Below are 12,297 nucleotides of genomic sequence, written 5' to 3' on the forward strand. Positions count from 1 at the left end.
GGCGCCGGCCTGGCCGGCGCCCCCTCTCGCGTTCCTACTGTCCAGGTCGCAGGCCCGGGACGTCGAGGTCGCCCGGCCTGAGCCGGTACACCTGGAGGCGCAGGTCGTAGTACTTGTCCGTCTCCCCCACCCACTCCATCCCGACGCGCTTGGCCGTCGCGGCTCCCCGTTCGTTGCGGGGCCGTACGACCGCGAAGAGCTCGTCCACGCCCGCCTCGAAGGCGTAGTGCGCAACGGCGTGACCGGCCTCGGCGGCCAGGCCCTTCCCCCAGGCGCCGGGCGCGAGTTGCCAGCCGATCTCCAGGTCCCGGCGGTCCGGTGGCAGGGGCAGCAGGACGACCCCGCCGACCACCGCCCCGTCCTCCCGCGACTCGATCGCCCACCGGCCCTGCGGGGCGTCCAGATCCGCGGCGCTCCACTGCTCCAGGAGGGTGCGCATGGCCGCCGCGTCGGGCACGCGTGCCATCGCCGGGGCCAGCCACTGGGCGACGTCCGCGGTGCCGTAGACCCGCAGGGCGTCCTCCGCGTCCTCGACGGTCCACGGCCGCAGGACCAGCCGGGGCGTGGTGATCCGGGACCCCTCTACGACGACACGGTGCTCGCGTTCGGTCATGCCGGAACGCTACCAACCGCTCACTGATCCGTCGCGGGGGTCGTGCCCACGGCAACCGGTCGTGCCGACGGCTACCAGGTGACCGGCAGCTCGTAGATGCCGTACGCCTGCGAATCCTCCTTGAACTTCAGTTCCGAGACGTCGACGGCCAGGCGCAGCGTCGGGATGCGGCGGAAGAGGGTGCTGAAGACTACGTGCAGTTCGATGCGCGCGAGCTGCTGGCCGATGCACTGGTGCGGGCCCCAGCTGAAGGCGACATGGTGGGTGGCCTTGCGGGTGAGGTCGAGTTTCGCGGGCTCGGGGAACGCGACCGGGTCCCAGTTGGCCGCCGGCAGGGAGGCGATGACGCCCTCGCCGGCGCGGACGAGCTCGCCGTCGATCTCGATGTCCGCGACGACCGCGCGGCGCGCCAGGAGATGCGGAATGGTCAGGTAACGCAGCAGCTCCTCGACGGCGTTCGTCACGAATTTCGGGTCGTCGGCGTTGTCCCGGAGCAGTTCCAGCTGGTCGGGGTGCTGGAGCAGCAGTGCCGTGCCCAGCGTGATCATGTTGGCGCTGGTGTCGTGCCCTGCGACCAGCAGGATGTGCCCGAGGGGCGCGGCCTCCTCCATGGTGAGGTCGCCCGCCTTGACTCGTTCGGCGAGGTCGGACAGGACGTCCTCGCCGGGGTCGGCCTTCTTGGCCTCGATCAGGCCGGAGATGTAGGCGCGCAGCACCCGTGTCGTCTCCGCCGCCTGCTCCGGCGTCTTGAACCGCGCGTTGGTCGCGCCCGCGTGCTCCTGGAAGAACGCGTGGTCCTCGTACGGCACTCCGAGCAGCGCGCAGATCATCAGCGAGGGCAGCGGCAGGGAGAGCGCCTCGTTGAGGTCGACGGGCTTCGGTCCGGCCAGGAGCCTGTCGATGAGGTCGTCGGTGATCCGCTGGATCTCCGGGCGCAGCTTCTCCATGCGGTGACGGGTGAAGGAGTTGGTCAACATGCGGCGCCAGCGGGTGTGTTCGGCGCCGTCGGTGTTGTTGATCGACGGCTGCATCTCGGCCGCGTGCGCCTTCATCGACGGTGTCGTGTGCGGATATCCCGGCGCTCCGATGTCGGCACTGAGCCGTGGGTCGGAGAGCAGGGCGCGCAGGGTGTCGTGGCGGGTGGCGATCCAGGGGGTGCTGCCGTCCCAGGTCCGGATCCGGCTGAGGCCCTTGTCGGATTCGTGCTGGGCGAGCAGTCCCGGAGGCGGCGCGAACGGGCACTCGGCCGCTCGCGGCGACGGATATTCGGGCAGCTCCTCGGTCACTTCGCTCACGGTCAGCTCCCTCTCCTCGACTTCGTCGTCACGGCAGGTGTCCGAGGAAACCTTACGTTGACCGATCGGTCTAATCAAGATTCTCGGACACCTTGCAGCGCTGAAAAAATAGATCGATATATGTATCGACCAGACGGTCTACTTCAATTTATCGGCGGGCGCCGACCGGCTCCGCGTCCGTCGTCTCGTCGGCCACCGGCACGTTCGGCGCGGGCACCTTGCGGCTCAGCTTCTCGCCCTCGACGTCGATGTTCGGCAGCGCCCGGGCCAGCCACCGCGGCAGGTACCAGGCTTTGTGGCCGAGCAGGGAGAGAACGGCCGGCACGATCGCCATGCGGACCACGAAGGCGTCGAAGAGGACAGCGACCGCCAGGCCGAAGCCGATCATCTTGATCATCGACTCGCCGGCGCCGATGAAGCCGGAGAACACCGCCATCATGATCAGCGCGGCGGCCACCACGACCCGGGCGCTGTGCCGGAACCCGGAGACGACCGCGTCCTTGGGCTGCTCTCCGTGGACGTACGCCTCGCGCATCCGGGAGACCAGGAAGACCTCGTAGTCCATCGCCAGGCCGAAGACGATGCCCACCAGGAAGATCGGCATCATGCTCATGATCGGGCCGGTGGTGTCCACGCCCAACAGCTCGGCGCCGTGGCCCTGTTGGAAGACGGCGACGACCGCGCCGAGGGCCGCCAGTACGGAGAGCAGGAAGCCGAGGGCCGCCTTGAGGGGCACGAGCAGGGAGCGGAAGACCAGCAGCAGGAGCACGATCGCCAGGCCGACCACCACGGCGAGGTACGGCAGCAGCGAGTTCTGCACCTTCTGGGCGACGTCGATGTTCAGCGCGGTCGTGCCGGTGACCTCGAAGGTGACGCCCGAGTCGCGCTCGATGCCGGGCCGCTCGTCGCGGATGGTCTTGACCAGGCCCTTGGTCTTCTCGTCGGTCGGGCTGGTGGACGGGGTCACGGTGAACACCGCGGTGTCGCCCGCCGAGTTGAAGCGGGCCGGTGAGACGGAGACGACGCCCTTGGTGGCGGCGATGTCCTTCGCGACCGTGGCCGCGGCTGCCTTGGGGTCGTCCGTGCCCTTGGCGTCGACCACGAGGGTCAGCGGCCCGTTGAAGCCGGGCCCGAAGCCCTTGGCGAGAGCGTCGTAGGCGCGGCGCTCGGTGGTGGAGGTGGGCTTGGCCTCGTCGCCCGGCATGCCGAGCTGGAGGTCCAGCACCGGGGTGGCGACGGCACCGAGTCCGACGACGCCGAGCAGCAGGATCGGCAGCGGGTGCCGTACGACGGTCCGCGCCCAACGGGAGCCGCCGTTCTCGTTGTTGCGCAGCTTCCGGCGATGGCGCTTGGAGTTCTTGCGGGCGCCGCGCGAGAGCACCGCGTTCGGCCAGAAGCCGAGCATGGCCGGGACCAGCGTCAGGCAGATGAGGACGGCGACGAGGACCGCACCGGCCGCGGCCAGTCCCATCTTGGTGAGCATCGGGATGCCGACGACGGAGAGTCCGGCCAGCGCGATGACGACGGTGAGTCCGGCGAAGACCACGGCTGAGCCCGCCGTACCGGCTGCGAGACCGGCGGCCTCACGCGGTGCATGACCCTTGGCGCGCTCCTCGCGGTAGCGGGAGACGACGAACAGGGCGTAGTCGATGCCGCAGGCCAGGCCCAGCATGGTGGCCAGGGTGCCGGTGTTCTCCGAGAGGCCGAAGGTCTGGGACAGGGCCATGATCCCGGTCATGCCGACGACGACACCGACGATCGCGGCCAGCAGCGGCAGACCGGCGGCGGCCAGCGAGCCGAACGTGATCAGCAGGACGACGGCGGCTATCGCGATGCCGATCGCCTCGGCCGCTCCTCCCGCGGCCGGCTGGGTGGCCAGCGCGTCACCGCCGACCTCGACGGTCAGCCCCGCCTCCTGGGCCTGCTCGATGGCGCGTTCGAGGTGCTGCTTGCTCGCGTCCGTCAGGTCGTCGGCCTTCGCCTTGAAGGAGACGGTGGCGTACGCGGTCGTGCCGTCCCCGCTGACGGCCTTCGCCTTGAAGGGGTCGACGGCGGAGGCGACTTGGGAGCCGTCGGTGGCCTCGTCGACGAGCGTCTCGACGGCCTTCTTGTTGTCGGCGGCGGTGACCTTCTGACCGTCCGGGGCGATGAACACGATCCGGGCGCTCGCGCCGTCGGCCGCGGTTCCCGGGAAGCGCTCCTCCAGGAGGTCGAACGCCTTCTGGGACTCGATGCCGGGCATGGTGAAGCCCTCGTCGGCGGCGGCCGGCGCCTTCGTCGCGGCGAATCCGACGGCACCCAGCACCGCCACCCACAGGAAGGCGACCAGCCATCGTCGGCGGAAGGCCATGCGACCCAGGTGATACAGGACAGTTGCCATGGCGGAAGGAGCCTCCAGGTCAGCGGTTCGGGAAGAACGCGTTCCACGATTCCGCGAACGACCTGGCACAACGAGGGAGCGTGCTCCCGAACCGGGGGTGTAGTCCGCTACACCCCCGATCGGGACCACCCCGGCCCTGTCCGTACCGTTACTTGAGAAAGAAGCCCGTCATCCGTACTGGTGCTTGAGGAACGAGCCCGTCCACGCCATCAGGTCGGCGGGCACGTAGTAGCCCTTCTCGTCGTTGATGGCGTCCCAGTTCGCGGCGACGTCCTCGATCGACGCGGGCCCGTCCTCGTGGGCGTATCCCTCGGTCGAGGCGATGAACAGCCGCGCGAAACGGCCGGCGCCCGCGGTGTAGATCTCGCCGCTGACGGGGCAGTTCTCGTGCGCGAGGTACGCGACCATCGGCGCGACCGCGTCCGAGGGCATGTACGGCTGCCCGGGCGCGGCCTCGGCCTCTGTCTCCTCGGTGTCCGGGCCGCCGCCCATGCGGGTCATCGCGGCCGGTGCGATCAGGTTGACCTTGATGTTGTGCGGCTCGCCGGCCAGTTTGGCGCTGCGGGCGAGTCCGATCGTGCCGCCCTTGGCGGCCGCGTACGACAGGTTGTTGGGCAGGCCGAGGACCCCGCTGGACGTGGTCAGCACGACCCGGCCGTAGCTCTGCTCGACGAAGTGCGGCCAGGCCGCCCGGAGGGTGTTGAAGGAGCCGAGGAGGTGGACGGCGAGGTGGCGTTCGAGGTTGTCGAGGTCGACCTCGGGCAGGCCCGCCCAGCGGATGATCCCGGCGTTGTTGACGAGGACGTCGATCCGGCCGAAGTGTTCGAGCGCGGTGTCGACGATCGCCCGGCCGCCCGCCTCGGTGGACACGTCGTGGGTGTCGGCGACGGCCGTACCGCCGGCCGCGGTGATCTCGTCGACGACCCGCTGGGCGGGGCCGGTGTCGGTGCCCTCGCCCTCCATCGATCCGCCGAGGTCGTTGACGACGACCTTGGCTCCCCGCCGCGCCAACAGGCGGGCGTGGGCCCGGCCGATGCCGCGGCCCGCGCCGGTGACGACCGCCACGCGTCCGTCGAAGCTGAACTCGCTCATGGGTGACTCCGTACGTTGTCGGGCGGTCTCCGGCGGCTCCGGGCGCCCTGGGCTGACGGGGATGCGGCCGACCGCTACCAGGTGACCGGCAGTTCCTTGATGCCGAAGGCCAGCGAGTCGGCCGGGCGGAACTCCAGCTCGGACCGGTCGACGGCGAGGCGCAGGGTCGGGACGCGCCGGTAGAGGGTGCCGTAGACGACCTGGAGCTCGATCCGAGCGAGTTGCTGGCCGAGGCACTGGTGGATGCCCCAGCCGAAGGCGTGGTGATGGCTCGCCTTGCGGGTGAGGTCTAGCTTGTCGGGGTCGGGGAATGCCTCCGGGTCCCAGTTGCCGGCGGGCAGCGGGACGACGATGCCGTCGCCGGCCTTGATGTCGGCGCCCTCGAACGCGAAGTCCTGGTCGGCGATGCGGCGTTGGCCGTACTGCGCGACGGTCAGATAGCGCAGGATCTCCTCGACCGCGGGGGCCACGTCCTTGGTGTCGTCGATCGCGCGCAGCCGCCCGAGCTCGTCGGGATTGTCCAGCAGGAGCGCGGTGCCCAGCGTGATCATGTTCGCGCTGGTCTCGTGCCCGGCGATGAGCAGGATCATGGCCAGCAACGTGGCCTCGGGCAGGGTGAGTTCACCCTCCCCGACCCGCGCGGCGAAGTCCGAGAGCACGTCCTCGCCCGGGTCCTCGGTCTTCTGCTGGATCAGCCTCGCGAGATACCCACCCAGTGCCTCGCTCGCCCGGCGGTCGTCCTCGGCGGTCTTGTCGCTGCGGGTTGCGAAGGAGGAGTGCTCCTGGAAGAAGTCGTGGTCCTCGTAGGGCACTCCGAGCAGCGCGCAGATCATCAGCGAGGGCAGCGGCAGCGACAGCGCGGTCACCAGGTCGACCGGTTTCGGTCCGGCGAGCATCCGGTCGATGAGGTCGTCGGTGAACCGCTGGATCTCCGGCCGCAGTCTCTCCATCCGGGGGCGGGTGAAGGGGCGGGTCATCATGCGGCGGATCCGGGTGTGGTCGACGCCGTCCGCGTTGAAGATGGTGAGCGGGTGGTGGGGGGCATTCTCCGCCATCGCCCGGTTCGGATAAGGGAATCCGGCTCGCTTGTCGTCGGAGCTCACCCGGGGGTCGGACAGGATCGCGCGCTGCGCGGCGTGGCCGGTGACGAGCCACGGGGTGCTGCCGTCCCAGATCCGGGCCCGGTTGACGGGTCCCTTGTCGTGCAGGGCGCGCAGTCCGGGCGGCGGGGCGAACGGGCACTTGGCGTCCCGGTCGTCCTGGTAGTCGTAGACCGGCTCGTCGGGGGCGGGTCGGAGGTCTGCCTCGGTCATGACGTGTCCTTCGGCGGTGGGGGGCGGTGTCTATTCCTCGATGCGGATGGCCAGCGCGGGGCACGTCGCGGCCGCGTTGCGCACCTCGTCGGCCAGCTCCGGCGGCGGGTTCTCGTCGAGGACGACGACGATGCCGTCCTCCTCCCGCTGGTCGAACACGTCCATGGCGGCGGCCACGCACTGTCCGGCGGCGACGCACTTCTCCTCGTCGACGACAACCTTCATGGGTCTCTCCCGGTCGTTCAGGGGGTGGGGGCGGGTGTGGACCGCAGTGCGTCCACGACTTCCTGGCGGCGCAGGCGTGCCTGCTTCGGCATGTTCCAGCCGAGCACCCCGGTGACCCGGCCGCCGTGGTGGTACCGGGCGACGAACCGCCGGGCACTCAACTCGCCCTCGACTACATCGACTTGGGCGTCGGCCGGCAGGAATCCGTGAACCTGGAGCTTGGCGTCGTACTGGTCGGTCCAGAAGTACGGCACGGGCAGATACGCCTGTTCCTCGCCGAGGACGCCGGCGGCGACGGCCATCGCCTGTTCCGTGGCGTTCGTACGGTTCTCCAGGCGGAGCAGCCGGCCGAGGTGCTCGTGGTGCCAGCGGGCCACGTCGCCGACGGCGTAGATCCCCTCCGCGGCCCGGCAACGGGCGTCGCACACCACGCCGTTGGCGAGTTCGAGGCCGCTGTCCGCGAGCCAGTCCGTCGCCGGCACGGCACCGATCGCGACGACCACGACGTCGGCCGGCAGTACCTCACCGGTGGCGAGCCGCACGCCGGTGACCCGGCCGCCCGCGCCGGTCAGTTCCGCGACTCCGGCGCCCAGCCGTAGCCGTACGCCCCGTTCGGTGTGCAGTGCGGCCAGTGCTTCCGACACCAGCGGGCCCACCTGGAGGGCCATCGGGGCGGCGAGCGGTCCTGCGAGGGTGACGTCGAGGCCGAGGGTGCGTGCGGTGGCGGCGATCTCGCAGCCGAGGACGCCCTCGCCGACGACCACGAGGCGGGCACCGGCCAGCAGGTCCGCGCGCAGGGCCAGCGAGTCGTCGAGGGTGCGCAACACATGGACGCCCGCGAGGAGTTGCTGACCCGGCAGCGTACGCGCCCGCACCCCGGTGGCGATCACGACGGCGTCCGCCCGCAGCTCGCGCCCGGACGCCGTGCGCACGGTCCGCGTCGGCACGTCCAGGGCGGTCGCCGGGTCGCCGAGGCGGAACTCGGCGTCCAGGCCCGCCAGATGCTCCCGTGTCCGCAGCTCCGCCCTGTCCGATTCCCAGGCCCCGGACAGGACCTGCTTGGACAACGGCGGCCGGTCGTACGGCAGATGCGGCTCGTCACCGAGGACGGTGATCGCCCCGCCGTACCCCTTGCGCCGCAGCGCCTCGACCGTGGCCAGCCCGGACGCGGCAGCCCCCACCACCAGAACGCTGTCCGGGGCCGTCATCGCGACTCTCCGCGGGTGCGGCTCTTCGTGCTCATACGAGGTAGCGCCCGCCGTTCGTGCTGAGCGTCTGCCCGGTGACGTAGCCGGCTTCCTCGGAGGCCAGGTAGGCCACGGCGTGCGCGACGTCCTCGGGGGTGCCGGCCCGCTTCATCGGCATGGTGGCCGCGACCGCGTCCACGTCGACGGGTCCCTGGCGCACCAGCGGGGTGTCGATGAACCCGGGCGGTACGTGGTTGACCGTGATCCCCTTGTCGATGAACTCGACGGCGAGCGCGCGGGTCAGTCCGATGACACCGCCCTTGGAGGCCACGTAGTGCGCCATGGCGGGCGCGCCGGTCTGCGCGGACGAGGAGGAGATGTTGACGATCCGGCCCCAGCCGGCCGCGAGCATGTCGGGCAGCAGTTCCTTGGTGACCAGGAACGGACCCTTGAGATTGATGCCGACCATGCGGTCCCACGCCTCTTCGGTGATGTCCGTGAAGGGCTGATAGGCCGTCGTCCCCGCGTTGTTGACCAGGATGACGACCGGTCCGAGCTCCTCGCGGGTCCGTGCCGCCGCGGCGGCCACGGCGGCGGCGTCGGCCGCGTCCCCGCCGACGGCGATCGCCCTGCCGCCCGCCTCCTGGATCGCGGCGGCGGTCTTCTCGGCGCCCTCCGCGTTCAGGTCCCAGACGGCGACCGCGGCACCCTTGGCCGCCAGTACGGTCGCGATCCCCCGACCGATGCCCCGGGCGCCGCCCGTGACGACCGCGACCTTTCCCTGAAGTGACATACGTGCTCCTCGTGTGCGTGGTGACTGCGGCCGGGTCCGGCGGCTGCCGTGTCGATCAGTCCGGCGTCGCGGGCCCTAGCCCGCCAGCGCCTCGCGGGCCGCGGTGCGGGCCGCCGTCGCGCGGGGGAAGCCGGCGTACCCGGCGGAGTGGTAGACGACCTCGGCGATCTCGTCCTCGGTCAGCCCGTTGGTCAGCGCGATGCGGACATGGGTCCTGAACTCCGTCTCGGCGCCGAGCGCGATCAGGATGCCGAGGGTGACGAGGCTGCGGTCGCGATAGCTGAGGCCGTCCCGGGCCCAGAGGGCGCCCCATACGCTCGTCAGTCCCAGGTCGACGAGGTCCTCGCCCAGCAGACCGTCCCGCAGATCGATGTCGCCCTCGGGGAACACGCCGGGCAGCGCCTGGCGCATGGCCTTCAGGCCCGCGATCCGCAGATCGGACCCGACCGTGGGTTCCGCGTCGCCCTCGGCGTTCGTGGCGTCCTTGGCAGTCATACCCGGCTCCTGCTGTGCACGTGAGAAGGCGGCTCTCGCCTTGCAGCGAAAGTTAAGTCAAACGGTCGGTACAATCAATGGCCTGAGCCGATCAGCGCGCAAAAACTTCCCCGACACCCGCCGCGCCTTCCTCGCGCCTTCCCCGGCACCCTCCACGCCTCCCTCGCACCCTCCCCGGCACTCCCCACGCCTTTGCCGCACCTTCCCCGCCGCCTTCATCACCCCCATTGCCCGGACCCACCCCCTCATCTACGCTCGGTCTGAATATTCGACCGACCGGTCGAACTACGAAAGACCGGGAGCACCACCGCCCCTGTCACCTTGGAGGGCAGATGAGCGAATCGACGGAGCTGTCGAGCGCCCCGACCGACGTACTGGTCATCGGAGCCGGCGTCACCGGCATCTATCAGCTGTACCGGGCCCGCGAGGTCGGCTTCTCGGCGAAGCTCATCGAAGCCGGCAGCAGCGTGGGCGGCACCTGGTACTGGAACCGCTACCCCGAGGCGCGCTTCGACTCGGAGAGCTACACCTACGGCTACCTGTTCTCCCAGGAGCTGTGGGAGGAGTGGGAATGGTCCGAGCGGTTCGCCGGCCAGCCGGAGATCGAGCGCTACTTCAACCACGTCGTCGACCGCTTCGACCTGCGACGGCACATGGTGTTCGACGCCAAGGTGACCTCGGCGGTCTTCGACGAGGCGACCGGCGTCTGGACCGTGACGACGGACGACGGCACCGAGCACCGCGCGCGCCACGTCGTCGCGGCGACCGGCATCCTCTCCGTGCCCTTCGTCCCCGACATCCCGGGCCGCGCCGACTTCCGCGGCCAGCAGCACCACACCGGCCGCTGGCCGAAGGAGCCGGTCGACTTCACCGGCAAGCGGGTGGCGCAGATCGGCACCGGCTCCAGCGGGGTGCAGATCGTGCCGGCCATCGCCGACGAGGTCGCGCGGTTGACGGTGTATCAGAAGGTCGCCGACTGGGCCACGCCCCTCAACAACGGCCCGATCACCCCTGAGGAACAGGCCGAGTTGAAGGCGGACTTCGAGTCGATCCGCGAGACGCTCAACACCTCGGCGAGCGGGTTCCTGCATCAGATCACCATGCGTTCGGGGCTCGACGACTCCCCCGAGCAGCGGCAGGAGTTCTACGAACAGCGGTGGAACGGCCCCGGGTTCACCAAACTGTCCGAGCACTACTACGACATGACGACCAATCAGACGGTGAACGAGGAGTGGTGCGCGTTCATCGCCGGGAAGATCCGCGACATCGTCAAGGACCCGGACACCGCGGAGAAGCTGATCCCCAAGGACCACGGCTACGGCGGCCGTCGCCCGCCCTTCGTGACCGGCTATTTCGAGGCCTTCAACAAGCCGGCGGTCGAGTTGGTCGACATCAACGAGACGCCGATCGTGCGCATCACCGAGACCGGGATCGAAACGCCGGACGGGGTGCGGGAGTTCGACATCATCATCTGGGCGACCGGCTACGACTTCGGCACCGGCGCCCTCAACCGGCTGGGCGTGCGCGGCCGTCAGGGCCTGGCGCTCAAGGACTACTGGGCCGACGGTCCGTCCACCTACCTCGGGGTCGCCGTGGCGGGCTTCCCCAACTTCTTCTTCCCCGGCGGCCCGCACGGCGCGCTCGGCAACAACCCGCGCTACGCCGGCGACCAGGTGGACTTCGTCACCGACGTGCTCGTCCACACCCGCGACCACGGCCACGACATCGTCGAGGTGACGGCCGCCGCCGAGCAGGAGTGGACGGACCTGGTGAACGACAGCGCCGCCCAGTCCTCCTTCCTGACGAGCAGTTACTTCTACGGGGCCAACATCCCCGGCAAGCCGGTCCGGCAACTGCTCAACCCGACCGGGCGGTTGAAGCTGCAGGAGCTGATCAAGGAGGTCGGCGACGGCGGCTATCAGACGTTCGCCTTCTCCAAGCCGACGGACCCCGAGGCCTGACCACGCGGGAGCCTGACGGCCACGCAGGACGCCCGTGCCACCTGGGGATCAGGGGCACGGGCGTCCTGCTTGTTCGGGCACGGCGACCAAGGGCTGATCCGGACGACAGCCCTAGGGCAGGAAGGTCGTGACCCGCCTGCGGAACCGCCACCCGCCGTCCACCCGGACCAGCGTGTCCGCGTAGGCACCGACCAGCAGTGGGGCCCAGCCCGCTTCGCCCCGCACGAAGAAGACCAGGCTGCTGCTCGCCGTCACCTCGCCCCCGGGCGGCGAGGTGAGGACGGTGTTGCCGACGAGGTGCAGCTGCGGCACCTGCGGTGCGAAGGCCTCGTATGCCTCGCGGATCGCCTCTCGGCCCTCGAAGGTGCCCTGGCCCGCGATCTCGGAGACGCCGTCGTCGGTGAACAGGTCGGCGACCAGTTCGGTACGGCCCGCGTCGAGGGCGTGGGCGTAGGCGGCGACGGCGTTCTGCACACCGGACAGGGCCGCTTCGGCGGTTACGGTCATCGTCGGTCTCCCTGGAGGTTCGAATCAGGCCTGGTAGGTCGTGACGCGCCGCTGGATCAGCCAACTGCCGCCGGTGTGCCGGAAGGTGTCCTCGTAGCGCCCGACGACCTGCACCGCCCAGCCCGTCTCGCCACGCTGGAAGAAGACGACGTCGCTCACAGCCGTCGCCCCGTCGCCGGTCGTGGGCGTGACGACGGTGTTGCCCACCAGATGCTGCTGCGGCCGTGTCGGCGCCCAGCCCTTGAATGCCTCGCGGAGCGCGTCGTGCCCCGCTATCGGGTCCGCGCCCGGCAGTTCGAGGACCGCGTCGGGGGTGTACAGCGCGACGATGTCGTCCGTGCGTCCCGCGTCCTGGGCCTGGGTGTGGCCGCGGACGCGCGGACGTCGGCGATCTGCTCGGTCACCCCGTCGAAGTCCTTGCCGTTGGAGAAGTACC

General features: G+C 70.3%; 12 protein-coding genes. 1 reads left to right on the top strand and 11 read right to left on the bottom strand.

Going from position 1 to position 12,297, the window contains the following annotated elements:
• Positions 1 to 34 precede the first annotated feature (34 nt).
• The 9 genes from ACWDR3_RS44895 to ACWDR3_RS44935 form a co-directional block, all read right to left on the bottom strand.
• On the bottom strand, positions 35 to 613 hold the full coding sequence (locus ACWDR3_RS44895) for a GNAT family N-acetyltransferase (RefSeq protein WP_450358474.1): 579 nt from the start codon (positions 611 to 613) through the stop codon (positions 35 to 37).
• A 71-nt stretch (positions 614 to 684) separates the two neighbouring features.
• Positions 685 to 1,914: a cytochrome P450 gene (locus tag ACWDR3_RS44900; RefSeq protein WP_450358484.1), complete on the bottom strand. Its 1,230-nt coding sequence runs from the start codon at positions 1,912 to 1,914 to the stop codon at positions 685 to 687.
• 142 nt (positions 1,915 to 2,056) lie between these two features.
• On the bottom strand, positions 2,057 to 4,288 hold the full coding sequence (locus ACWDR3_RS44905) for an MMPL family transporter (protein WP_450358475.1): 2,232 nt from the start codon (positions 4,286 to 4,288) through the stop codon (positions 2,057 to 2,059).
• Between the two features lie 168 nt (positions 4,289 to 4,456).
• Positions 4,457 to 5,380 (bottom strand): SDR family NAD(P)-dependent oxidoreductase, encoded by a 924-nt coding sequence (locus ACWDR3_RS44910; RefSeq protein WP_450358476.1) that lies wholly within the window; start codon positions 5,378 to 5,380, stop codon positions 4,457 to 4,459.
• A 74-nt stretch (positions 5,381 to 5,454) separates the two neighbouring features.
• Positions 5,455 to 6,693 carry a cytochrome P450 gene (locus ACWDR3_RS44915; protein ID WP_450358477.1) on the bottom strand — a complete coding sequence of 413 codons (1,239 nt, stop codon included), beginning with the start codon at positions 6,691 to 6,693 and terminating at the stop codon, positions 5,455 to 5,457.
• A gap of 30 nt (positions 6,694 to 6,723) precedes the next feature.
• Positions 6,724 to 6,918, bottom strand: a complete 195-nt coding sequence (locus ACWDR3_RS44920; protein WP_450358478.1) for a ferredoxin — start codon at positions 6,916 to 6,918, stop codon at positions 6,724 to 6,726.
• Positions 6,919 to 6,935: 17 nt separating this feature from the next.
• Entirely contained in the window at positions 6,936 to 8,126 is a 1,191-nt protein-coding gene (locus tag ACWDR3_RS44925) for an NAD(P)/FAD-dependent oxidoreductase (RefSeq protein ID WP_450358479.1), read from the bottom strand.
• Positions 8,127 to 8,157: 31 nt separating this feature from the next.
• Positions 8,158 to 8,898: an SDR family NAD(P)-dependent oxidoreductase gene (locus tag ACWDR3_RS44930; RefSeq protein ID WP_450358480.1), complete on the bottom strand. Its 741-nt coding sequence runs from the start codon at positions 8,896 to 8,898 to the stop codon at positions 8,158 to 8,160.
• Between the two features lie 75 nt (positions 8,899 to 8,973).
• The gene (locus tag ACWDR3_RS44935; RefSeq protein WP_450358481.1) at positions 8,974 to 9,393 is read right to left on the bottom strand and encodes a carboxymuconolactone decarboxylase family protein; all 420 of its coding nucleotides are present in this window, start codon (positions 9,391 to 9,393) and stop codon (positions 8,974 to 8,976) included.
• 332 nt (positions 9,394 to 9,725) lie between these two features.
• On the opposite strand from ACWDR3_RS44935, the gene ACWDR3_RS44940 reads away from it, so the two are divergent.
• A complete protein-coding gene (locus tag ACWDR3_RS44940) occupies positions 9,726 to 11,354 on the top strand; it encodes a flavin-containing monooxygenase (RefSeq protein ID WP_450358482.1) in 1,629 nt (542 codons plus the stop codon).
• Positions 11,355 to 11,465: 111 nt separating this feature from the next.
• Here the strand turns inward: ACWDR3_RS44940 and ACWDR3_RS44945 are convergent, their stop codons facing one another.
• The gene (locus ACWDR3_RS44945) at positions 11,466 to 11,861 is read right to left on the bottom strand and encodes a nuclear transport factor 2 family protein (protein ID WP_450358483.1); all 396 of its coding nucleotides are present in this window, start codon (positions 11,859 to 11,861) and stop codon (positions 11,466 to 11,468) included.
• 24 nt (positions 11,862 to 11,885) lie between these two features.
• On the bottom strand, positions 11,886 to 12,191 hold the full coding sequence (locus tag ACWDR3_RS44950) for a nuclear transport factor 2 family protein (RefSeq protein ID WP_450358485.1): 306 nt from the start codon (positions 12,189 to 12,191) through the stop codon (positions 11,886 to 11,888).
• Positions 12,192 to 12,297: the final 106 nt, after the last annotated feature.

It is taken from the genome of Streptomyces sp. NPDC001002, from assembly GCF_053599215.1.